At 44.1% G+C, this 22,475-nt stretch carries 18 protein-coding genes and 2 tRNA genes; 13 read left to right on the forward strand and 7 right to left on the reverse strand.

Going from position 1 to position 22,475, the window contains the following annotated elements; translation table 11 throughout:
• Nucleotides 1-123: 123 nt before the first annotated feature.
• Genes M9189_RS03945 through M9189_RS03955 form a run of 3 tightly spaced genes read left to right on the forward strand, consistent with a single transcriptional unit; the run spans nucleotide 124 to nucleotide 3,652 of the window.
• Complete coding sequence (locus M9189_RS03945; RefSeq protein ID WP_250724773.1) at nucleotides 124-1,077, forward strand: NAD(P)H-dependent flavin oxidoreductase; 954 nt, start codon at nucleotides 124-126, stop codon at nucleotides 1,075-1,077.
• Nucleotides 1,074-2,324, forward strand: a complete 1,251-nt coding sequence (locus M9189_RS03950; protein WP_250724775.1) for a M16 family metallopeptidase — start codon at nucleotides 1,074-1,076, stop codon at nucleotides 2,322-2,324. The genes M9189_RS03945 and M9189_RS03950 overlap by 4 nt, the downstream gene beginning before the upstream one ends.
• A 41-nt stretch (nucleotides 2,325-2,365) precedes the next feature.
• The gene (locus tag M9189_RS03955; protein ID WP_250724777.1) at nucleotides 2,366-3,652 is read left to right on the forward strand and encodes a M16 family metallopeptidase; all 1,287 of its coding nucleotides are present in this window, start codon (nucleotides 2,366-2,368) and stop codon (nucleotides 3,650-3,652) included.
• An 8-nt stretch (nucleotides 3,653-3,660) separates the two neighbouring features.
• On the opposite strand, the gene M9189_RS03960 is transcribed toward M9189_RS03955, so the two are convergent.
• Complete coding sequence (locus M9189_RS03960) at nucleotides 3,661-5,877, reverse strand: RelA/SpoT family protein (RefSeq protein WP_250724779.1); 2,217 nt, start codon at nucleotides 5,875-5,877, stop codon at nucleotides 3,661-3,663.
• A gap of 196 nt (nucleotides 5,878-6,073) precedes the next feature.
• Here M9189_RS03960 and M9189_RS03965 point away from each other — a divergent pair, with 196 nt between their 5' ends.
• Entirely contained in the window at nucleotides 6,074-6,559 is a 486-nt protein-coding gene (locus M9189_RS03965; RefSeq protein ID WP_250724781.1) for a Fur family transcriptional regulator, read from the forward strand.
• 179 nt (nucleotides 6,560-6,738) lie between these two features.
• On the forward strand, nucleotides 6,739-8,004 hold the full coding sequence (locus M9189_RS03970; RefSeq protein ID WP_250724783.1) for an adenylosuccinate synthase: 1,266 nt from the start codon (nucleotides 6,739-6,741) through the stop codon (nucleotides 8,002-8,004).
• On the opposite strand, the gene M9189_RS03975 is transcribed toward M9189_RS03970, so the two are convergent.
• Both M9189_RS03975 and M9189_RS03980 read right to left on the reverse strand, forming a co-directional pair.
• On the reverse strand, nucleotides 8,005-8,472 hold the full coding sequence (locus tag M9189_RS03975; protein WP_250724785.1) for a signal peptidase I: 468 nt from the start codon (nucleotides 8,470-8,472) through the stop codon (nucleotides 8,005-8,007).
• Between the two features lie 96 nt (nucleotides 8,473-8,568).
• A complete protein-coding gene (locus M9189_RS03980) occupies nucleotides 8,569-9,741 on the reverse strand; it encodes a BamA/TamA family outer membrane protein (protein ID WP_250724787.1) in 1,173 nt (390 codons plus the stop codon).
• 168 nt (nucleotides 9,742-9,909) lie between these two features.
• On the opposite strand from M9189_RS03980, the gene M9189_RS03985 reads away from it, so the two are divergent.
• A complete protein-coding gene (locus tag M9189_RS03985; protein ID WP_250724788.1) occupies nucleotides 9,910-10,449 on the forward strand; it encodes an IS1096 element passenger TnpR family protein in 540 nt (179 codons plus the stop codon).
• Between the two features lie 17 nt (nucleotides 10,450-10,466).
• A complete protein-coding gene (miaA, locus tag M9189_RS03990; protein WP_250724789.1) occupies nucleotides 10,467-11,372 on the forward strand; it encodes a tRNA (adenosine(37)-N6)-dimethylallyltransferase MiaA in 906 nt (301 codons plus the stop codon).
• Nucleotides 11,373-11,377: 5 nt separating this feature from the next.
• Here the strand turns inward: miaA and M9189_RS03995 are convergent, their stop codons facing one another.
• Both M9189_RS03995 and M9189_RS04000 read right to left on the reverse strand, forming a co-directional pair.
• Nucleotides 11,378-12,346 (reverse strand): glycosyltransferase family 2 protein, encoded by a 969-nt coding sequence (locus M9189_RS03995; protein ID WP_250724790.1) that lies wholly within the window; start codon nucleotides 12,344-12,346, stop codon nucleotides 11,378-11,380.
• Nucleotides 12,336-12,875, reverse strand: coding sequence for a DUF4199 domain-containing protein (locus M9189_RS04000; RefSeq protein ID WP_250724791.1), 540 nt, complete (start codon nucleotides 12,873-12,875; stop codon nucleotides 12,336-12,338). Before M9189_RS04000 ends, M9189_RS03995 begins: the two co-directional genes overlap by 11 nt.
• Before the next feature lie 340 nt (nucleotides 12,876-13,215).
• Here M9189_RS04000 and M9189_RS04010 point away from each other — a divergent pair.
• The 3 genes from M9189_RS04010 to M9189_RS04020 all read left to right on the forward strand — a co-directional run bounded on the left by M9189_RS04010 (nucleotide 13,216) and on the right by M9189_RS04020 (nucleotide 14,065).
• A tRNA-Thr gene (locus tag M9189_RS04010) sits at nucleotides 13,216-13,289 on the forward strand.
• 54 nt (nucleotides 13,290-13,343) lie between these two features.
• A tRNA-Tyr gene (locus M9189_RS04015) sits at nucleotides 13,344-13,426 on the forward strand.
• 24 nt (nucleotides 13,427-13,450) lie between these two features.
• The gene (locus M9189_RS04020; protein ID WP_250724793.1) at nucleotides 13,451-14,065 is read left to right on the forward strand and encodes an L-threonylcarbamoyladenylate synthase; all 615 of its coding nucleotides are present in this window, start codon (nucleotides 13,451-13,453) and stop codon (nucleotides 14,063-14,065) included.
• Between the two features lie 111 nt (nucleotides 14,066-14,176).
• Here the strand turns inward: M9189_RS04020 and trkA are convergent, their stop codons facing one another.
• Both trkA and M9189_RS04030 read right to left on the reverse strand, forming a co-directional pair.
• A complete protein-coding gene (trkA, locus tag M9189_RS04025; RefSeq protein ID WP_250724795.1) occupies nucleotides 14,177-15,514 on the reverse strand; it encodes a Trk system potassium transporter TrkA in 1,338 nt (445 codons plus the stop codon).
• A 146-nt stretch (nucleotides 15,515-15,660) separates the two neighbouring features.
• Nucleotides 15,661-17,829, reverse strand: coding sequence for a ComEC/Rec2 family competence protein (locus M9189_RS04030; RefSeq protein WP_250724797.1), 2,169 nt, complete (start codon nucleotides 17,827-17,829; stop codon nucleotides 15,661-15,663).
• A 278-nt stretch (nucleotides 17,830-18,107) separates the two neighbouring features.
• Here M9189_RS04030 and M9189_RS04035 point away from each other — a divergent pair, with 278 nt between their 5' ends.
• The 3 genes from M9189_RS04035 to dapA all read left to right on the forward strand — a co-directional run bounded on the left by M9189_RS04035 (nucleotide 18,108) and on the right by dapA (nucleotide 22,319).
• The gene (locus M9189_RS04035) at nucleotides 18,108-18,887 is read left to right on the forward strand and encodes a polysaccharide biosynthesis/export family protein (protein ID WP_250724799.1); all 780 of its coding nucleotides are present in this window, start codon (nucleotides 18,108-18,110) and stop codon (nucleotides 18,885-18,887) included.
• 19 nt (nucleotides 18,888-18,906) lie between these two features.
• Nucleotides 18,907-21,252, forward strand: a complete 2,346-nt coding sequence (locus M9189_RS04040; protein ID WP_250724801.1) for a GumC family protein — start codon at nucleotides 18,907-18,909, stop codon at nucleotides 21,250-21,252.
• 173 nt (nucleotides 21,253-21,425) lie between these two features.
• Nucleotides 21,426-22,319: a 4-hydroxy-tetrahydrodipicolinate synthase gene (gene dapA / locus M9189_RS04045; RefSeq protein WP_250724803.1), complete on the forward strand. Its 894-nt coding sequence runs from the start codon at nucleotides 21,426-21,428 to the stop codon at nucleotides 22,317-22,319.
• Nucleotides 22,320-22,475 lie beyond the last annotated feature (156 nt).

Here is a 22,475-nt window from a genome sequence, read left to right on the forward strand (position 1 = left end):
AGTGAAGAACAGACAGAGGTTGCCCTATGGGGCAGCCTCTGTTTGCTTTTCCCATGTTTTGAAATCCTTTGTTTGCCGTGCCGTTTTGTTCCTCTATATTTGCAGTTCAAAAATCTAAAGATTATGAGTTTGGAAAATACTTCGATAGCGGAATTATTCAATATAAAATATCCCATCATCCAGGGAGGTATGGTATGGTGCAGTGGCTGGCGTCTTGCTTCGGCGGTTAGTAATTGCGGAGGATTGGGACTGCTAGGAGCTGGTAGTATGCATCCTGAGGTTCTCAGTGAGCATATTACAAAAATGAAGGCTGCAACAGACAAGCCCTGGGGCGTCAATGTTCCCTTGCTTTATCCTGAGATCGACCTACTGATGGACATCATTGTTAAGGAGGGAGTGAAGATTGTTTTTACTTCAGCGGGTAATCCAGCAAAGTGGACCGCTTACCTTAAGCAACATGGTATTACAGTGGTGCATGTAATAGCAAATACCAAGTTTGCCAGAAAGTGTGAAGAAGCCGGGGTTGATGCAATTGTTGCCGAAGGCTTTGAGGCTGGTGGTCACAATGGCAGGGAGGAAACCACTACTATGGCATTGATTCCGCTGATAAGAAGGTGCACCTCATTGCCTTTGATTGCTGCAGGAGGTATTGGAAGTGGAAGCCAGATGGCAGCAGCTATGGCCCTTGGTGCTGACGGAGTACAAATAGGTACTCTGTTTGCCCTGTCTGAGGAATCTTCTGCACATGAGGCATTCAAGAACTACTGCCTGAAGGCAGGAGAGGGTGATACAATGCTTAGCATGAAGCAACTTACCCCCGTTCGTCTGCTGCGCAATAAGTTCTTCGAGCAGGTAAGGGAAGCCGAACTGGGCTGTGTGTCTATAGATGAACTGAGAGCCCTGCTTGGAAAGGGACGTGCTAAGAAGGGTATGTTTGAAGGGGATCTGGATGAAGGTGAACTTGAAATAGGTCAGGTTGTTTCCCTTGTAGATGAGATTAAGCCTATTGGCACAATCTTCGATGAACTGCTGAAGGAATACCGCAGTTCGGTAACCCGGTTAAAGAATATTTTATGATAGAGTTTTACAGGCACAAGCTGGCCAATGGATTACGTATTCTGGTGCATCCTGACAACACAACTCCTATGGCCACGGTCAATCTGTTGTATGATGTGGGGGCGAGGGATGAGGATCCTGACAAGACCGGTTTTGCCCACTTGTTTGAGCACCTTATGTTTGGTGGCAGCCGCAATATCCAGTCATACGATGAGCCGGTTCAGATGGTGGGAGGTGAGAACAATGCCTGGACAAGCAATGACTTCACCAACTACTATGTGAATTTACCGGCCAACAATATAGAGACAGCTTTTTGGCTTGAGTCTGACCGTATGCTGGAGCTCAACTTCACACCAGGAAATCTGGAGGTGCAGCGTAAGGTTGTGATTGAAGAATTCAAGCAGAGATATCTGAACCAGCCTTATGGGGATATCGCGCTACTTATCAGGCCATTGGCTTACAAGGTGCATCCCTATTCATGGCCAACAATTGGAAAAGATATTTCACATATTGAGAATGCTACCCTTGATGATGTAAAAAACTTCTTTTACAGGCACTATGCACCAAATAATGCGGTACTTGCAGTTGCAGGAAATGTAGTTCCCGATGAGGTGTTCCGCCTTGCCGAGAAATGGTTTTCAGGTATCCCAAGCCGGCAGGTACCGCACCGGAAGCTGCCTGTGGAACCGGTGCAAACTGAGATGCGCGAGCTGACAGTAAAGCGTAAGGTTCCTGCCGATGTACTTCAACTTTGTTTCCATATTGGCAAAAGGAATGATCCTGATTTTTTTGTAACTGACTTATTATCTGATGTTCTTTCCAACGGACCTTCATCACGTCTGTATCAGAAGCTGGTTAAGGATGAGCAGTTGTTTTCCGATGTAAATGCTTATATATCGGGCGATATGGATCCCGGCCTGTTTACCGTATCCGGCCGTGTGATGCCCGGTGTGAGCGTCGAAGTGGCAGAGACTGCTATCTGGCGGGAACTGTCAGACATAGCCGGGGCTGGACCTGGAGAGCGTGAACTGCAGAAGGTAAAGAACAAGGTTGAAAGTAATCTTGTATTTGCTGAGACAAGTTCTCTCAACAAGGCCATGAACCTGGCTATTTACGAGTTGATGGGTGATGCTGCTGAGATAAACAGGGAGATTGAACATTACAGGGCGGTAACTGCGCAACATATAAGAGAAGCTGCTGCAAGCACATTCAGAAGAGAAAACTGCTCGATACTGCGTTATCTGGCAGAGAATGGTGAGAACTCCTGAGAGGGTTCAGATAAACGGTAATTTTGAAAGAAAGGGAATAGATGGTAACAGATGCTGATAGGAAGACAGGACCTGATTTTCAGGTTCTGGGGAAGGCTGAGTTTATGCCGGTTGGCGGATTTTCACTGCCCAACGGGATAGAGGTTTCATTACTTGAAGGAGGAAGTCAGGATATTTCAAAGATTGACTGGATTTTCCCTGCCGGTGCCGTTCAGGCAGGCAAGCCCCTGCTTGCCTCGACAGTTGGTAATCTGATGTTGGAGGGGACTAAGAACAGAACATCAGCAGAGATATCCGACCTGATTGATTTTTACGGAGCCCATCTGAATGTGCAAAGTTACTATCACAACTCAGTACTAACACTGGTTTGCCTGACCAAGGACCTGCCTGTATTACTTCCCCTGGTAGAGGATGTAGTTCGCAACGCAACCTTTGACGAGAAGGAATATTTAATATACATAAATAAGCGCCGTCAGGAGTTTGTTATTGATTCTGAGAAGGTTCGCAATCTGGCTGCCAGAACCTTCAATAAAGTAATCTTCGGACCGGAGCACCCTTATGGAAGGGTACCCGAACTTGAGATATTTGACACGATGACAAGGGATGAGGTTATATCCTTTTACAAGACTAATTATGTTCCCGCCGGTTGCAGGATAATTGTAGCAGGTCGTCCAGGTACCGATATTCAGGAGCTGTTGACCCGTCACTTTGGTGACAAGGACTGGAACGGCGGCTTACCGTCAGAAAACGGTTTTCCACAAATTAGTTCATCAGAGGAGAAATTTCACCTTGTAGAGAAGGAAGGATCTCTTCAGTCAGCCCTTAGAATTGGCCGTCCCCTTTTCAATAATCATCATCCAGACTTTATTCCGCTGCAGGTTCTTAATACAATACTGGGTGGTTATTTCGGTTCACGGCTGATGACCGTGGTACGTGAAGAAAAGGGACTGACCTATGGCATAGGTTCCAGCATCGTATCCTATAAGCAAGGTGGTATTTGGGTAATAGCATCGGAAGTTATGGGTGGTATGAGACAGGCAGCAGTTGATGCAATAAAGGGTGAGATGCAGCGGCTTGTAGATGAGCCTGTGGATGAAGAAGAACTTGCTTTGGTACGTAACTATATGCTAGGCGAGATGCTCAGGGAGTTTGATGGTCCCTTTAATACCTCTGATATTTACAGGAGCCTGCTTGAATATGGAATGGACTTTGGTTTCTACTCAAAGATGATGTCGGTGATAAGAGAAATCACAGCAGGTGAGTTACAGGAATTGGCTGCAAAATATATGAGACCTGAAGATTTGTATGTAATTGTTGCCGGTAAGTAAGTTTGGTATCAGCTTACGACATTTCTGATTCGTTCCTGGCGTGTTACGCTGTGTACTCCCTTGATTTTGGAAATATTTAGGATGATGTTGTTGAGGTCTTCGGTGTTGTGGATATAGAGGTAGATATAGCCTTCAAAGATTCCGTCGTGGCTGTCGAAGTGGATGGATCTCATATTTACGTTCTGGTCATCCGAGATAACCTTGGTGATCTTGCTTACTATACCGATCTGGTCAATGCCCGAGACATTGATTTGAGCCAGGAAGGAAAGAATCTTGTGGCTTTCCCAGCTGGCCGACACAATGCGGTCGCCCTGGCTTGACATAAGGCGGATTGCGTTTGCACACTTCCTGAGGTGCAGGATTAGTTTACCGTTGTCATCAATATAACCAATCACATCATCACCCGGAATTGGGTTACAGCAGCTTGCAATCTGGTATTCATCGGCCATGTCATCCGACAGAACCATCTGGGTCTGATGAGGCAGATTATTGCTTTTTACCGCGTTATTGTTGTTGAAAGAAAGTCTCCAGTAGCGTACCCACTTATTTGATGCCTTGTCGCTTAAAATATTATGCAGGTTGTCAAGGCGGATTGCATTCTTGGAAATCTTGTAATACAGATCTTCCTTGGAGGGGAGGTTGTAGAAGTCAATAAGTTTCTTAAGTATCTTGGCATTGATCGTAAGCTTCTTCTGGCTCAGGGCTTCCTGTAACATGGCTTCACCCTGTTGCACAAGCATTCGTCTCTCCTTCTTGAATGCTTCCTTGATACAGCTCTTAGCCTTGGCTGTAGTGACGTAGTTGAGCCACTCGTACTTAGGTGTCTGCTTTTCCGATGTAAGAATTTCCACCTGGTCACCACTCTTCAGTTCATGACTCAGTGGCACAAGCTTATAGTTGACCTTGGCACCAATACATTTGTAGCCGATATTTGTGTGGATCTCAAATGCAAGGTCGAGAGCAGTCGCACCCTTGGGCAATACCTTCACGTCCCCCTTGGGCGTGAAGATCATCATTTCCGAACTGAAGAGGTTGAGTTTGAAGTCGTCGAGGAACTCCATAGAGTCCAGGTCTGGATTTTCAAGGATCTCCCTAACCTGCTTCAACCAGTTGTCAAGTTCCGATTCCCTGTCAGTCTGTCCCTTGTACTTCCAGTGTGCTGCAAAGCCTCTCTCAGCGATCTCGTCCATACGTTCACTACGGATCTGAATTTCCACCCACTTGCCGTCTGGTCCCATAAAGGTTGCATGCAAGGCCTCATAACCGTTGGCCTTGGGTATACTTACCCAGTCACGAAGCCTGTCCGGCTTTGGCTTGTAAATATCCGTAATAAGCGAGTAGATACTCCAGCATTGAGTCTTTTCGGGAACCCCCGGCTTTGGTTTAAATACTATTCTAAGGGCCAGCAGGTCGTATATTTCCTCGAAGGGGATGCTTTTCTTCTGCATCTTGCTCCATATGGAGAAGATTGACTTGGGTCGGCCTTTTATGTCAAACTCGTAGCCATCTTCAGTAAGTTTTTCGATTATTGGAAGGGAAAAACGTCTGAGTACAGCATCGTTCTTCGAGCAGTAATCCTGCAATTTCTGACTTATCTCATCGTAAACAGCAGGGTGTTCATATTTTAGTGAAAGGTCCTCAAGTTCCGATTTGATGGCATACAGGCCCAACCTGTGTGCCAATGGGGCATAGATAAACAGAGTTTCTCCAGCTATCTTGTACTTCTTATGGTCGGGCATGCTGTCAAGGGTACGCATATTGTGAAGGCGGTCGGCTAGCTTGATAAGAATGATTCTCACATCGTCGACCATAGTAAGGAGCAGTTTTCGGAAGTTGTCCGCCTGCCTTGATCCGGTATGGTCGATCACACCTTCCAACTTGGTAAGCCCGTCAACTATGTTTGCAATTTTTTCGCCAAAGATGGTTTGTATATCTTCCAGGCTTACATCTGTGTCCTCAACAACGTCATGAAGCAGAGCTGCTATAATACCCTTGGTTCCAAGTCCGATCTCTTCGGCAACGATACGCGCTACTGCAAGGGGGTGCATAATATAAAGCTCTCCGGAGCGGCGGCGAACACCCTTGTGTGCCTCCGTTGCCAGAGTAAAAGCCTTTCTAATCAGACGCTTATCCTCTGGTGCCTTGCACCGTGGACAGTGTTTGATTATATCCTCAAGTTGGCGTTTGGCTTCAAGCTCCTCCTTATTAAGCGTCTTCTTTGCCATTAATCAAGCTTAGATTCAAACTACTAAGATAGCTTTTTGTTTTTACTCCTCAAACTTTGAGACCTTTATAAAGTGTATGGATAAACGTTTTCAGGGATTTGCCAGGTCTCTGTTTTACAACATATAAAAAAATCTGTTACAGCTATGTGGAATTATTTTACTAAATTGCCGACGTCTGTTTTTAATAGGATTAATTATGGATAAGACCAAAACGAAGGAAGCAGTTAAGCAACTGTTTACCGAGTACCTTCAAAAGCACGGGCACAGAAAAACACCTGAGCGTTATGCCATTCTGGACGAGATATATTCACGTAACGGCCACTTTGACATAGAGTCCCTGTATATATTCATGAAGAACAAAAACTATCGTGTAAGCAGGGCCACACTATATAATACAATAGATCTTTTACTGGATTGCAAGTTAGTTATTAAGCATCAATTTGGGAAGAATATCGCCCAGTTTGAAAAGGCTTTTGAATCCAAACAGCACGACCACCTGATATGTATGCAGTGTGGCAGTGTTACTGAGTTTTGTGATCCGTCAGTGCAGTTGGTACTCAACAATGCCACACAGGTGATGGATTTCCAGATCTCACACCACTCGCTGTATATCTACGGGATATGCAGCTCCTGCAGGGCAAAACAAACCAAAGAAGCCCAGAAAGTTGTGCAAGCTGGCTAAGGACGAGCCTTTTGGGTAAAAAAGCCGTCGTCTGGTAAAATATTAGGATTTTTATACTGATTACAATTTTTTATAGCTATTTTTACACATCGGAAGGCCATTCCCCACGGAAAGGTTTTCCGGTTTTTTTTGTTTATTGGTCACCATAGTCGCCCTGGGGCGACACAAAACTTGTAATAATGAAGGTAGATGTTCTTTTAGGGTTACAATGGGGCGATGAGGGCAAAGGTAAAGTTGTTGACGTTCTCACTCCTCAATATGATATTATAACTCGCTTTCAGGGCGGTCCCAATGCAGGTCACACCCTTGAGTTTGACGGCAAGAAGTTTGTACTTCACAACATCCCTTCGGGTATATTCCGTGCAGACACAATAAATGTGATAGGCAACGGGGTTGTAATAGATCCCATCACCTTCAAAAAAGAAGTTGATAACCTTGCGTCAAAGGGAATAGACCTTACACAGAATCTGGTGATTTCAAGAAAGGCCCACCTTATCCTGCCTACTCACCGCATACTTGATGCAGCATCTGAAGCATCCAAAGGAGCGACAAAGATAGGTTCCACACTAAAGGGTATTGGCCCCACTTATATGGACAAGACCGGGAGGAATGGTATCAGGGTAGGTGACCTGGAAGGTGATTTCGATAAGAAATATTCAGATTTGAAGGCTAAGCACGTCAAATTGCTTGAGCAATATGATTTTGAGTACAACATTCAGGAGTTTGAGAATGGCCTTGCTGAAGGAATAGAAACTATTAAGAAGTTCAGGTTTATCGACAGCGAACATGAACTTAACCAATATCTGTGTCAGGGTAAGAGCATACTTGCTGAAGGTGCACAGGGAACCCTGCTTGATATAGACTTTGGATCTTATCCCTTTGTTACTTCTTCTAATACTGTATGTGCTGGAGCCTGTATAGGTCTAGGCGTAGCCCCTTCAAAAATTGGAAGGGTTTACGGTATTTTCAAAGCATATTGCACCCGTGTCGGTTCAGGTCCCTTCCCAACAGAGCTTTTTGATGAGACCGGAGAAGAGCTCAGGAAACGCGGAAATGAATTTGGTGCTACCACCGGACGTCCACGCCGCTGTGGATGGTTGGATTTAGTTGCCCTCAAATACAGTGTTATGATAAACGGGGTGACTGATTTGATTATGATGAAGAGTGATGTACTGAGCCACCTTGATACAATTAAGATTGCTACAGCATACAAGATAGACGGAAAGCTGGTTGATCACTTCCCCTATGATCTGTCTGGTGAAGTAGAACCTGTATATACCGAAATGCCGGGTTGGAAGTGTGATCTTACCGGTGTTAGATCGGAGGAAAAGTTTCCTGCTGAACTGAAAGGCTATATCAGTTTCCTTGAAAAAGAACTTGGTGTTCCGATTACCATTGTTTCAGTAGGTCCCGACAGAACTCAAACCATTGTAAGGAAAAGTTAACTACTTTTCCTTACCACTTAAGCGGCGAAACAGACTTAAAAGTCTGTATGCCGCAATTCCTGTTAATTTAAAAGCTGGTCCGGTAACCGGACCGGTAAAAGCCAGCATTGTGCCTGGAAGCTTTATTGCCAGTTTGGCTATCTTCCAGCGTGAATTCTCAATCTTTATTACCTTCCCTTTTATCTTATCAAACGGAATTGGGATATCAGGTCTGCTATTGCCATCACCACGGGTAAGCACATGGCCGTTCCTTTTGCTTATCAGTCTATGGGCAATAAGGAGGGAGTCGGACTCAAAAACAACGATATCTCCTTTTCTTAGTTTGTCGAATGCAACGGGAGCTACAACAACAATATCCCCCTTCATAAGCATAGGAAACATGCTCATCCCACGAAGAGTGACCCTGACATTGTGCTCCGTCAGCAGGTCCTCAAGCAGTTGTTTGTACTGATCCCTGATTATCTCCATCTCTCCTTTGTTCTGGTTTGATACCTCTGGTGTTACTGTGTATATCGGCTGACCACTGAACCTGTTGCATATACGGCGCTATATTGTGTATTGTACTTAAAATGCTTCCCGCAGAGAAATAAAGATTCCGTGGAAGCCTTCCGAACTGACTGCCGCATCCAGCCTTACATTAAGCGGCTCATCAGGCAGTAGCCTGAACCGCAAACCGGCACCTCCAGAGTAAATCAGTTGCCCGACCTTCAGCTCAGGTCTCCCGGAGGCCTGACCCGCACCTGCAAACAAAACTCCTCCTATCCGCCACCAAAGATGCCTGCGCACTTCGCTTCTCACGAGCAGTACAGAGTTGTCAATTACCCTGTTGCTATGTCCGATGCCCCGTAACCTTTCCTTACCTCCAAGCTGGGGCATCATAAAGAAGGGTACCGTTCCGTTGCTGTATTCCCACAGTCCCTGAAAGCCAAGCACTGACTGTCCCAATGGTACGAAGCACCTAAAGTCGGCAAGGTAGTTTGTAAACGAGAAGTCACTCCCAAAGCCCTTATCGTAGAAGGTTACCGTGGTATTGACGTAAGTTCCCCTTGTTGGTGCAAGTACATGGTTACGGCTGTCATACAGCAGAGATGGTCCAAATGCAACAAAAGTGCCTGCATCTGCTCCATATGATGTTATACCACTATTAGCAGGCCCCCCGGTACTGTCTGATTCTCCACTGGTTTCCTGGCTATTGACACTACTAATATTATAGTGACCTGCCTTTGCATTAATTCCTGCATATAGACCCTTTCCAAAGGTCTGAAAGAAGCTAAGTTCTCCCATTATCCTGTCAGAACGGTATTCAGTTTCAGGAATCTCCTGAGCTGACCACAGGCCCCAATACTTATCATTCAGACGCAGCCATTCAAGTTGCCCCCTCACCAGTCGGTCAGCTGAGAGATACCATTCCAGTTCACCACTCACCTCTATCATCCCCTTGGTGGATATCTGGACGGTAGAGGTAAGGGTATTAACAATGCCAACTGGAAGTGCTGGGTTGTCCCAGCTGTAGATTGGCATAATGCCAAACTCCAGTCCGGTACGTGAGGAATAACCACCGGAGGGATAAATAGCAAAAACGCCCTTCTCTGTGGGAAAGGTCAGTTGATCGATAACGAGTTCTCCGAAACCTGAGAGTTTGTCAAGCATTGATCTCGCTTCCCCTTCGCTTTGTGCCGCCAGTGCGGCACAATTGATGAGGCCCACCAGGGCAAGCAGAATCTTTATTATGCGCATATCTGAACTTATCTTCCTTTTACAGTCTGTCAATTACACCAGTCAGGATCTGAATCCTGGAATTCAGTAGTCGTATTTCCTGTTTTAGGTTATATTTGAAACAAAATAAAGACTTATTTCGTTAGTTGATGGATGTTTGAGTGAAAATAACAATAAACTATCCGGTACATGATATATTATTTGCGTGCATTGAGCAATGAATCTGATAATTTTGTGTTTGACATAGCCATTGATGGTAGTGCCAGATTTATTGATTTGCATAATCTTATACAGAATTCACTTCCTTTTGACCGTACCCAGCTGACTTCATTCTTCATAACTGACAGTGAGTGGCAAAAGGAAAAGGAGATTACCCTGATTGATATGACTGGTGACGGCACACTGGGCATAATGGATGAGGAAGTTCTTGATAACTACCTTAAGGAGCCTCATCAGCGTATGCTTTATACTTTTGACACCTTTGCCGAGAGGGTACTATTTATCGAATTAATCAGCGTCGAAGAGGGAGAGATGAAGGAACCTACAGTAATCAGACTGGAAGGTGAACCTCCTGTTGCAGAGTCTGACTTTGGACTTGATCTAGGGGGAGAGGAAGAAGAGGGATTCGATCTGGAAGAACTAGATGGTCTTGATGATCTTGACGGATTTGCTGACGATGATATGTCTGAGGGTTTCGGGGACGATGGTTCTTTTGATGATGATTTTTAACCCTGAATAAGCAGACTATGGCCCGGACAATGGTCGTAATTGGCGGACCAACTGGTATAGGAAAGACAAGAACAGGGATAGAACTGGCTACAGTATTTAACTCTGTAATAATTTCAGCAGATTCGAGGCAGATATACAGGGAACTGCCAATTGGTACTTCGGCTCCGACTGCTGAGGAGTTGGCGCAGGTAAAGCACTACCTTGTTGGAACTCGTTCCATCTTTGACTATTACAGTGCCTATGAATTTGAGCAGGATGCCCTGCGTCTGAGTGAGGAACTCTTCGCACAGCACGAGGTCCTGTTTATGGTCGGGGGCTCAATGATGTACCTCGATTCATTTTGTTATGGGATTGATGAGTTGCCTACCGTTGACCCCGGTCTGAGAGATGAGCTTATGAAGCATTACAAGGAGGAGGGGATAGAAGCCATAAGGCTTCAGCTTAAGTCTCTGGATCCTGAATACTATGCTCAGGCCGACCTGAAAAACCACAAGCGACTTATCCATGCGTTGGAAATTTGCCTGATGACGGGTATGCCATACTCTTCACTTCGTACTGGAATGAGAAGAGAAAGGCCATTCCAAATAATCAGGATAGGTCTGGAGATGGACAGGGATGAGCTGTATGAAAGGATAAACCGCAGGGTTGGAGATATGATGAGCCGCGGCCTCCTCGAGGAGGCGCGGGCCCTTATAGCACACAGGCATCTTAATTCACTTAATACAGTAGGGTATAAGGAACTCTTCGAATATTTTGACGGAGAATACAGCCTTGAGAAGGCAGTGGAACTAATTCAACGTAACACACGCCGCTATGCCCGGAAACAGATGAGCTGGTTTCGTCGTGACAAGGATATACGCTGGTTCCATCCTTCTGATATTGAGGGTATGACCGTATTTATTCGTGAATGTATTCAAAGTTGATCCACTCAAAGTATTTCTCTGATCTGGTAGTTGTTCCTGTCAGGACGTGTCCTTCCCACCAGTTCTGCAATAAATCCGGCCATAAAGAGCTGGGTACCCAGTATCATACATGTTAAACTTATGTAGAAATAGGGGCTGTTGGTAACCAGTGGAGCTTCGATACCCTGGTAAACAAACCAGAGTTTTCTGAGCCCCAGCCAAAGCGCTGCAAGGAAACCGGCAATAAAAGTCAGGGTGCCCAGTGATCCGAAAAGGTGCATCGGACGGTTACCAAACCTTGAGATAAACATTATAGACATCAGGTCGAGGAAGCCACGAACAAAGCGTTCGAGACCGAACTTGGTAACACCATACTTTCTCTCCCTGTGGTGAACGATTTTCTCGCCAATCTTATTAAAGCCGGCACGCTTTGCAAGGATTGGTATGTACCTGTGCATTTCACCATACACCTCGATGCTTTTGACAACCTCATTTTTGTAAGCCTTCAATCCGCAGTTGAAGTCATGCAGTCTGATTCCCGACACCTTCCTTGCAGTGTAATTAAAGATACGGCTGGGTATGGTCTTACCTGGCGGGTCAAAGCGTTTCTTCTTCCAACCACTTACCATGTCATAGCCCTCTTCCCGGATCATTCGCATTAGTTCTGGGATCTCATCAGGACTATCCTGGAGGTCGGCATCCATTGTTACAACAACATCCCCGACTGCCTGGAGGAAGCCGCAGTGCAATGCGGCTGACTTGCCGTAATTTCTGCGGAAGCGTATCCCTTTAACACATGGATTGCTTTCCGAAAGGCGTCTTACCACATTCCATGAATCGTCATTGCTGCCGTCATCAACCATGATAATCTCATAGCTGATTTGAAGTTCATTCGCTACTTTGACAATCCATGCGGTAAGTTCACCCAGCGACTCTTCCTCGTTGTACAGAGGTACTACAACCGACAGGTCTATTTTATCAGTCTTACTCAACATTCCTCATTACTTCTTGGAAAGGATCACCTTTACGTTTAACAAAGGCTGCAACAACAAGTGAAATAAGTGTACCATTAAAGAGGCCGCTAAGCATATTTGAAAACAGCATCAGCCATGGGTTGGTAGTCATTTCAAAAGAAGGTCGCATCTGTTCTACCTGAGACTCAGGCAGTCCCATTGCTAGGGCAGCCTCTTCGGCAACAGCTATCATTGCTTCCCTGAAGTCAGGATCTATATAGCTCATCAATATAAAATAGAAAAGACCAACAAAGATACCTGACAAAGCTGAGATTTTGAGGCCAAACACCAGTCCCTGCCCATAAGTAAGAAAGCCTTCGTTGCATTTGTCCCTGAAGCCTTTCATAGTAAGGTAGATTACTGCAATATAGATAAGCCAGCTAAGTGATGTCAGTGGAGATTCAAGCAGCTGGCCAGTCATGTACATAATAGTAAGAAAAGCAACCAGGGCAAATCCCAGTTTGGCACCACTTGAAAGAACGTAATAGGTTTTGTCGGTAGATCTATCCATAGGAGTATTATATAAGTTATATTGCTAACTGTGCTGAGAATCAAAAATACGAAATTTTATATTAGCATAAGTCACCAAGAGGGCTATTTGGATAAACACAGCAAGTGTGGGGGAGTAATTAAAAAAAGTGCTCCGATAAGTGTTTGATACCTTGGTAAATCCGCTGTAGTAGCGGAAAAACAGAAAAAATTTCTTCAAAAGTGCTTGTCATAACAGAAGAAATTTCTACTTTTGTCGCCGGGTAAGTCCTGTACGACCAGCTCCTGCTGAACTCCTCCAGGGCCTGACGGCAGCAAAGGTAGGCGGTCGAAGCGGTGCGATGCAGTAAGCTTACCCACTTGCCGGTGTAGCTCAGTTGGCCAGAGCAGCTGATTTGTAATCAGCTGGTCGGGGGTTCGAATCCCTCCACCGGCTCTCAATAAAAAAAGATCCCTTCGTGGGATATTTTTTTTGCTTTTTAAAACCTTAGGGGGGATACCAAAGTGGCCAACTGGGGCAGACTGTAAATCTGTTGTCTTACGACTTCGGAGGTTCGAATCCTCCTCCCCCCACAACTCAGCTTAAAACTTCGTGTTATGCTGATCAAAATCCATCCAGACAATCCCAATCCCCGTGAGATCAAAAAAGTGGTCGATATTCTGAAAGATGGAGGATTGGTGATCTACCCCACAGATACTATCTATGGATTGGGTTGCGATATTAATAATCAAAAAGCGGTAGAGAGAGTTTGCAGAATCAAGGGTTTAGATCTTAAGCGTGATCACCTTTCATTTATTTGCCGCGATCTGAGTCATCTTTCTCTTTATACTAAGGCACTCAGCAATGATGTATTCAAAACCCTGAAGCGAAACCTTCCGGGGCCGTTTACTTTTATTTTGCCGGCCAATAACAGTGTTCCCCGCCTTTTTAAAAACAATAAGAAAACAATAGGTCTGCGTATTCCAAATAATGCGATAATTCTTGAGATAGTTAGAGAATTGGGCAATCCGGTGCTAAGCACTTCTATTAAGGACGAAGATGAGGTGATTGAGTATACTACGGATCCCGAACTGATTCACGAGAAATACGGCAACCTTGTTGATGCAGTTATTGATGGAGGCTTTGGAGGCAATATACCGTCCACGATAATTGACTGTACCGAACATCCGATGGCCATTATCAGGGAAGGGGCAGGAATTCCTGAACTGTAAGAGGTTTTGGTTGAGTCCGTGAAATTGACCCGAATCGTGAGGTACTTCACTTATTCGCATTTATGACAAATCGCAAAGTGCTAGATATGGAATCATCTATGTGTTCTACTACTAGAGGAATAGCTTCTCGAGTTTTTTAATACCAACGGGTAAGGTAAGCACTATCACCCGGTCACCTGCCTGAATCTGAGTGTCCCCGTTTGGAATTATTGTATCCCCGTTTCTTATCACACCACCAATATTGATTTCCTTAGGTAGGTTCATATCTCTTAGGGGCGACTTTGTGATTTTGGCACCCTGGTGTGCTATCATCTCAAGTACATCTGCATCTGATGCAGTGAGGCACTTAGAGTATGATACATTAGCCTTGAACGTGTGGCGGTATATATAACTTGCTGCAAGTAGTTTTTTGTTTATAATGGTTCCAATACCCATATTCTCTGCCAGGTTGATGTAGTCCATATTTTCTACCTCTGCAATTGTCTTTTTCACTCCCATCTTCTTGGCAAGCTGGCAAGCCATAATATTGATTTCGGAAACATCGGTGACAGCAATAAAAGCATCGGTCTTTGAGATACCTTCTTCCTTCAGCAGACTCAGGTTACGGCCATCACCATGAATTACCATTGTGTTTTCTAGTTCGTCTGCCAGAAATATACTTTTGGATCTGCTTACTTCTAACAGCTTGAGGTGGTAGTCATTTTCAAGCACCTTGGCCACCTTAAGACCGATACGACTGCCTCCCAACATCATTACGTTTTTAACCTCGTATTGGAATTTACCTGCATCGCTCAACAGTCGGGTGGTACCGGCCTTAGTTGTAACCACGTATATCAGGTCTTCATGTTTATACATCTCGTCACCGTGAGCAATAATTGTCCTGCCGTCTCTGTTGATTGCAAGCGTATAGTACAGGTTTGGATGCAAAGAGTTGACCTCTGCCACACTCTTGCCTACCATTGGAGCATTACTCCTTATTTTTATAGCATAGAGCAGAAGCTTACTGTTGTTAAACTCAAAAATCTGCCTTGTTCCAACCTGCTTTAGTGACGTAACAATCTCCCTTGCTGCAAGGTGTTCGGGATAGACCATCTCATCTATACCAAGCTGCCTGAAATACTCCTTGTTTTCCGGGAGTAGGTATTCTTTGTTGTTTATCCGTGCTATGGTCTTCTGGGCACCCATTTTTTTTGCAAGTATTGCAGATACCAGGCTTACTTCCTCATATGGGGGAACTGCAATAAAAAGGTCACAGTTGTGGGCCTGTGCAGATCTGAGGTCATCAATCGAAGTTACTGAGCCCGGTACAGTCAACAGGTCGTACATGGAAGCGACATTGCGGAGCTTTTCTTCATCGCTGTCAATCAGTATCACATCATGATCATCTCCGCAAAAGAGTTTTGCCAGGTGGGTACCAACCTCACCAGCTCCGGCTATTACTATTTTCATAATCCCTAAATGAAAAGCCTTTTAAAAACGGGCTCAAAAATAACATAATAATAAGCAAAATAATCATGAGTTATGCAGCATTACCCTGCTATTAATATGCGTTAAGATTCTACGTGTAAACTAACAACCGGTTAGTACTTTGGTTTTCAGCTACAGTCCTTTAGATAGGCTCCATTTTCATATGTTACATAAAACCCGATACCTCTAACTTGTGCAGCCTTTTGCCATTTGTCTCTGAAATACCTGGAACAGTTGAACCCAATGACTACCTCACTGCATTGAAAATAGTCAATGATCTGTTCAGGATTGCCGATTATTCTACCTGCAATTATTAGTGTTATATCCCTTACCGGGGCCTCTATTGCAGGATCTGGTGCTGTAAGCTGTGAGGTATCTGAATTGCCCTTTAAAGAATTGGGGTAAGGATATACTATTGGATCCCATGAATAGTAGGGAATAAGTGCCGATTTGGGATCAACTGAACCCGTTCCGCTTAATAGCAAAAAACTGTGTTCTCCCACATTGAAAAACCGTATCTCAGATTCTCCTGAGGCCTGTAATACAAGATAATCACATTTCCTCGGTCTTATAGCTTTTCGTTTCATGTAAGAGTTCCTTGTATAGGCCAGACTGGCAGAATCGACGTCGTTCGTTCTTATGTTAAACACATTGCCATTTGAGGCAATATCTGCGACAAAGCCCCTGCTTGAGCTGTAAACAACCAGTTGGCAACTATCCAGCTTTGTGATGTTTTGTACATCGATTCCTGCAATCAGGGCGACACACAATCCAAGGAATACAGAGATATTTTTGAACGATGGTGTTGTGACAACCAGGTAGAGACCAAGAATTGCAAGGTAGGACACCAGCATCAGGGGAAATGATAGCCACAGGTTCTCAATGTAGTTTCCGGGCAATTGTTCAACTGCACCGGTAGAGTCAACCATAAAGATCAGCAGGTCGTTGGCAAAACCTGCAAAAATCCTGGCAACAAAAGGCAGAGGGGAGAAGAGTAGCACAGCTATGGTAGCTAGCATAATCGGGGTACATAGAGGTACTATAGTAAGATTAGATATCACAAACCAGGTTGGAAATGCAGAAAACAGATAAACGGAGATTGGCAGAGTTGTAAGCTGGGCAGAGACTGAAACTGCAACTAGTGACCACAGTTGTCTCCACATAATAAAGCGAAATGAAAACAGATTGTTGATGGGTTTGTAAAAGGCAGCTATTCCTACAACTGCGGCATGACTCAGGATAAAGCCGACATTAAAAAGGGTCAGAGGATTTATCACAAGCAGGGCAGATGCCGAGAGGCAGATTAGGTTGTATATATTGGATGACCTGTTAGACAACTTTCCTGCACTGACAACAGAAAACATAAAGGCAGCCCGGGACACGGAAGGAGAGAAGCCTGTAATAAAAGAGTAGCCCAACAGTGCAGAGCTTGAAATCAGCCATCTGATGGAACTTGATCTTCTGAAGAAAGGTATTAGCATGAAATTAATAAAGAGCTGAATAATGCCTACGTGCAAGCCAGATACAGCAAGGATATGAACTACGCCGGTTTTAACAAAACGATCGTTAAGGTCACGGTCAATACCCGAACGGTCACCAAAGAGCATGGCCTGCGCTATTGCTGCTGCCTGATCAGATAGTCCATATCTGAAGAGCGTTCTGAGACTCCAGGCCCTGACCTGAGCGGGGATAGTTCTCAGGCTTGTCTTTGCCTTAAGGGCAAGGATGATATCAGATGATGGCAGATATGCAATACCTGCAACCCCTTTGTTTCTAAGATGTCTGCCATAGTCGAAAGCATAAGGATTGGCTGGTTTGGGAAGAGGCCTGATAGCACCCGTGAAGCTGATTATATCACCTTCATGCAAAGTGTCGCCTGGCAGACCTGAGACTATCAGCATCAGCAGGTCGCGTGATTTAAGTACCAGACTGTCACTTGTATTTAGAGGCTTAACAAGCATTCTGATCCGGTCATTATTCCGGTATTCGAGAGTCATGATCCTTGCAGATACTGTTGCAGTTGTACTTTCCTCCAATACTGCAGGCATCCTAAGGGATGTCAGCAACCATCCTGTAAGGAAAATTGCAATGGAACTGAACAAACCGGGAATCCACCGCCTTTTATAGTCTGAATCGGACTTGCGTAGATACAGGGTGATAAAGGTGGCTGTACTAACAAGGAGTAAAACCAGCAAAACAGAGTCAGGAATAAGAGCCGGTGCGTAATTGTATACAGAGATGCCTGCTGCCAGGCATATTAGAACTCTCAGAAAGGGTAATTTTCGAAAGATGTTCATTTAGAAAAATAGCTTGGAATTTAGGGTTGTTTTGAAAATAAATATATTTTATGAAAAGTTCAAGAGCTATAATTTGACCAATGCTGAAAAAGAGGTGATAAAACATGGAGTAAAAACTATGTTATATAGCATGGTATTAATTAAATTGCACATTATTTTCTGCAGGTCTGTTTATATCGCCTTTCAGCCTGCATCATTATGGCCGTCATTTTGTAAATTAACTATGTGGCATACTACCAGTTGATTGACGGAATTAGAACTTAAAAAATTGCAAAGCGATGGAGCTTAAGAATAGAGCCTTACCTTTAATTGTACTGCTTTTACTAACAGCAGTATCCTGTGTTCCGCTTAAAGAGTCCATATATCTACAGGGAGATATGGCAAAACATCTTGAAGATCTTGAGGGGCAATATAAGATAGAAAAGAGTGAGTATCTGGTAAAACCAGGTGATCTTCTGTATATTAGGGTAACAAGTCTGGATGAGCGTTCTTCATCCTTTTTGAATACTGAGTCAGGATATACAACTATGGCTTCCAATCCTATGTCAGCCAGTTTGCTGGGCTACAGGGTTGGCCTTGATGGTTCCATTGACTATCCTTTTCTTGGGAAGATTTATGTTGCCGGACTTTCCCTGAGGGAGGTTGCTCAGAAGATAGAGCTTGCAGCAAGCAAGTATATAGATCAGAGCGGAGTTATTGTCAAACTGCTCAACGACCACGTAACAATTATGGGTGAGGTTAGAAACCCCGGCAGGTTCCTGATGAATAGTGAAGAGATATCGATACTTGAGGCAATTAGTCTTGCAGGTGATATGACTGACTTTGCCAATCGTAAGGCTGTCCGCCTGATTCGCAAGGATGGTGATACACCTCAGATGCTTATTATTGACACTACTGATGAAAGGATAATGTTTTCACCCTACTATTACATTAAGCCGGGTGACATAGTATACATTGAGCCCCGAAGGCTTAAACAGTGGAGTCTTACAGGTATACCCTTCAGTCTGTTCCTCAGTGTAGTTAGTGTATCCACAGTTATTTACACCCTGGTCAAGTAACAAACAATTAAATGAATCAATGAAGAACCTCGATATAGTTGAAAACGATAAGAGTTTTGATCTGAAAAAAGTTTTTTTCAGGGCCTTACGTTACTGGTACATATTCCCAATATTTTTTATTGTTGCAGTTGCAATAGCACTCATAGCTTACAAGACCACTATACCCCAGTACCAGATTTCGACGCAGGTAATGATATCTGAGGCCAAGGATGGTCAGACTGGTCCTGCAGGAGTAAGTGATAAGGCTCTGCCTGGTATTATGCTTGGGGGATACAGTCATGTAGAAAACCAGCTTATTATTCTGACTTCCCGTCATCAGATTGAGAAGACTATCAGGGAGCTGGATTTTGAGGTTTCTTATTATGAAAAGGAACTGCTCAGGTATCAGGAGATATATATGGCATCTCCTTTCAAGGTAATAATAGATTCATCGGAGGTCGTGCCCCGTGGCAAGACCTTTAACCTTGTATTTACGTCTAAGGATAAGTTTGAACTTGAACTTGATGGTAGCGGAAAGAAGAAGGAATACAAGTTTTTTGAAAAGATAATAGAGCCCAACTTCGTCTTTACTATTATTCCGGTTGAGGAGAATCTAAACAAGGTAAATTACTGGGATAAGAGCTACAGGTTTACTATCAACCATATATCTTCTCTTGTATCGCATTTTAAGGGTAAGATCTTTCTTGATCAGGTGGGATTCAGTTCTTCAATAGTTGAGATTTCTATACACGAGAATAATATTGCCAAAGGTGTAGATTTCCTTAACAAGCTTGCACAGAACTCAGTGGATTATACACTTGATAAGAAGAATCAGATTGCATTGAATACAATTGAGTTTATCGAGAAGCAACTTATTGGGGTGGCTGACTCTCTGGGTGCTGCTGAAAGTATCCTTGAGAATTTCAGGTCGAGCAATGTTGTAATGGACGTTTCTTTCCAGGGACAGATGATTATTACCCAGTCCAAGGAGCTTGAGGAACAGAGAGCGGCTCTGATGGCAAAGCTTGATTATTATTCATATCTGAGCGACTATATCAATCAGAACAGGGACTTGCACGAGGTTGTAGTTCCCGCTTCCATGGGTATTGAAGACCCGATTCTGACGGGACATATTGCTCAATTGTCACAACTCAATTCAGAGCGTTCAGCCCTGCTGTTCAATGCTACTACCCAGAACCCCAATATTGCACGTATCAATGCAAGTATTGAGAATGTAAAGAACAATATACTAGAGTCTCTGAGAAGCGTAATAGCGGCAACAAATCTGTCTCTCAATGATATCAACAACAGGCTTGTGTCACTAAGTCAGGATATACGTAAACTGCCACATACAGAGCAAAGGCTTCTGAATATTGAGAGGACAAGGCAGATGAACAATGAGACCTATACCTTCCTGCTTAATAAGCTTACAGAAGCTCAGTTAGCAAAAGCTGCCAACCGTCCTGATAATGAGATTATAGAACCTGCGATGGTTAAGACTCAGGTCTCACCTGACCTTACCAAGACTATACTGCTAATCTTTGTTCTGGGAATCTTCCTTCCTGCCATTATAATATTTGTAATTGTATTTACTAACGATAAGGTTCAGGACAAGGAAGATATCACCTCCATTGCACAGTTGCCTATAATCGGAGAGATCCCATTCGAAAGGAACAAGACTGCTCCTGTCAATATCGAACCAGGTCAGGATTATCATGGCAATACCATACTTGCAGAAGCTTTCCGTAGTGTACGGACCTCCCTTGGTTATTATGCCAATGATAAGGGAACCAAGGTGATTCTTATCACTAGTACCCTACCCGGAGAAGGAAAGTCCTTCTGTGCTTTGAATCTGGCCCGGTCATTTGCCCGCCTCAACAAGAGGACTTTGCTTGCTGAGTATGATATGAGAAGGCCCTCACTTGCTACTCAGGCCGGCATAAAGGTAGATGGACCCGGACTTAGCAGCTACTATACCGGAGAGGCAAAGATTGAAGATATAATGATGAGAGACAGGGAGAATGAAAACCTAAGCGTAATATTTGCAGGTTTTATTCCGCCAAATCCTGCCGAACTAATTGCTGGTGAAGCTACTGCAAGATTTATGGAAGAGGTGAGCAAGAAGTTTGATATTGTTATCATAGACACCCCGCCAATAGGCGTGGTGGCAGATGCATTGCTGTTGACAAGTTATGCAGATGTCAATATTATTACAGTACGCCATAATACTACTCCGAAGCCGGTATTGAGAATGAATCTGATGGATGAAAAAGTAAAGAATATACCGCACCTTTCAGTATTGTTGAACGGAATACCTTCACAAAGCAGGGAATATAATTATAAGTATTCCTATGGCAATGGTAAGTATTTCGCAGATGCTAAATAGGGCCGGTCACTATCCGGGATAATTCTGGTATAGCTAAGCCCCTGGCATTGAGATGCGATTGGATTATAATGTTGCGGAGTGATGAATAAGGTCGGTTTTTTTTCTGTAATTCTGCTGTAGGCTTTGCGTAGTATGGACTTTTCAATATCTTTATCGAGATAATTACTTAGGTTATGACTATTGACAGACTTGGCGGCTCTATAGTCGCTATTCCCACGCCATTTAAGAGCAACGGTGATCTGGACCTGGAGACATTCGACAGGCTGGTAGACTGGCATCTTGAACAAGGGACCGACGCTCTTGTGGTTTGCGGAACCACAGGTGAAACACCTACTTTGACAGAGGAGGAAGATGCCATAATGATTGAAAGGGCAGTCAAGCGAGTAGGCGGACGAATACCCGTTATTGCAGGAACCGGCAGCAACTCCACCAAAGAATGTATTACATATTCTACAAGGGCTGTCAATCACGGTGCTGATGCTTTGCTCGTTGTAGCTCCATATTACAATAAACCCACTGATAAGGGGCTGAGACTTCACTTCTCCACAGTGGCAGAATCTGTCAAGGTTCCCGTAATTCTTTATAACGTTCCTGGTCGTACCGGTAGCTGCATAAGTCCAAAGACTGCAGCATGGCTAGGCGAAAAATATGACAATATAATCGGTATCAAGGAAGCCGGAGGTAACCTGGCAGTATTTGCCGATTTGCTGGCTCTGTGTCCTAAGGGATTCAAAATACTCAGCGGCGATGACTTCCTGGCTCCATCGGCCAACTTTCTTGGTGCTCATGGTTGTATCTCTGTGGTTGCAAATGTTATACCTCGCGATTTCCACCTTCTGATGAAGGCATCTATAGAAGGTAATCTTGGAGAGAGCCGCAGACTGTTCTTCAAGTACAAACGACTTATGGAACTCTTGTTTATCGAGTCCAACCCCATCCCGGTTAAAACCGCCCTGGCAATGATGGGAAAGATAGGTCCTGCTCTGAGACTTCCGCTTTGTCCTATGGAAGAGCACAATGAAGCAATACTCAGAGAAGAGCTGCAAAAGCTGGGCTTAGTAAAATAGGAATGTAATTCGGAACCAGTTTTAGTATTAGAACAATAGGTGATTTGCAGTAGGGCATCCCACAGGGGATGCCCTTTATTATTTTAGGTGTTTATACGTATTATTTTGAATCTCAGTATAAATAACTTTGATGACTGTGTTAACGATAAGTTAATA

Origin of the sequence: Xiashengella succiniciproducens (assembly GCF_023674465.1) — a bacterium.
Taxonomy (GTDB): Bacteria; Bacteroidota; Bacteroidia; order Bacteroidales; family Marinilabiliaceae; genus Geofilum; species Geofilum succiniciproducens.

Excerpts from the sequence above, each read along its gene's own strand:
- M9189_RS03945 (WP_250724773.1), top strand. The coding sequence starts at position 124 with ATGAGTTTGGAAAATACTTCGATAGCGGAATTATTCAATATAAAATAT.
- M9189_RS03950 (WP_250724775.1), top strand. The coding sequence starts at position 1,074 with ATGATAGAGTTTTACAGGCACAAGCTGGCCAATGGATTACGTATTCTG.
- M9189_RS03955 (WP_250724777.1), top strand. The coding sequence starts at position 2,366 with ATGGTAACAGATGCTGATAGGAAGACAGGACCTGATTTTCAGGTTCTG.
- M9189_RS03960 (WP_250724779.1), bottom strand. The coding sequence starts at position 5,877 with ATGGCAAAGAAGACGCTTAATAAGGAGGAGCTTGAAGCCAAACGCCAA.
- M9189_RS03965 (WP_250724781.1), top strand. The coding sequence starts at position 6,074 with ATGGATAAGACCAAAACGAAGGAAGCAGTTAAGCAACTGTTTACCGAG.
- M9189_RS03970 (WP_250724783.1), top strand. The coding sequence starts at position 6,739 with ATGAAGGTAGATGTTCTTTTAGGGTTACAATGGGGCGATGAGGGCAAA.
- M9189_RS03975 (WP_250724785.1), bottom strand. The coding sequence starts at position 8,472 with ATGGAGATAATCAGGGATCAGTACAAACAACTGCTTGAGGACCTGCTG.
- M9189_RS03980 (WP_250724787.1), bottom strand. The coding sequence starts at position 9,741 with ATGCGCATAATAAAGATTCTGCTTGCCCTGGTGGGCCTCATCAATTGT.
- M9189_RS03985 (WP_250724788.1), top strand. The coding sequence starts at position 9,910 with ATGATATATTATTTGCGTGCATTGAGCAATGAATCTGATAATTTTGTG.
- miaA (WP_250724789.1), top strand. The coding sequence starts at position 10,467 with ATGGCCCGGACAATGGTCGTAATTGGCGGACCAACTGGTATAGGAAAG.
- M9189_RS03995 (WP_250724790.1), bottom strand. The coding sequence starts at position 12,346 with ATGTTGAGTAAGACTGATAAAATAGACCTGTCGGTTGTAGTACCTCTG.
- M9189_RS04000 (WP_250724791.1), bottom strand. The coding sequence starts at position 12,875 with ATGGATAGATCTACCGACAAAACCTATTACGTTCTTTCAAGTGGTGCC.
- M9189_RS04020 (WP_250724793.1), top strand. The coding sequence starts at position 13,451 with ATGCTGATCAAAATCCATCCAGACAATCCCAATCCCCGTGAGATCAAA.
- trkA (WP_250724795.1), bottom strand. The coding sequence starts at position 15,514 with ATGAAAATAGTAATAGCCGGAGCTGGTGAGGTTGGTACCCACCTGGCA.
- M9189_RS04030 (WP_250724797.1), bottom strand. The coding sequence starts at position 17,829 with ATGAACATCTTTCGAAAATTACCCTTTCTGAGAGTTCTAATATGCCTG.
- M9189_RS04035 (WP_250724799.1), top strand. The coding sequence starts at position 18,108 with ATGGAGCTTAAGAATAGAGCCTTACCTTTAATTGTACTGCTTTTACTA.
- M9189_RS04040 (WP_250724801.1), top strand. The coding sequence starts at position 18,907 with ATGAAGAACCTCGATATAGTTGAAAACGATAAGAGTTTTGATCTGAAA.
- dapA (WP_250724803.1), top strand. The coding sequence starts at position 21,426 with ATGACTATTGACAGACTTGGCGGCTCTATAGTCGCTATTCCCACGCCA.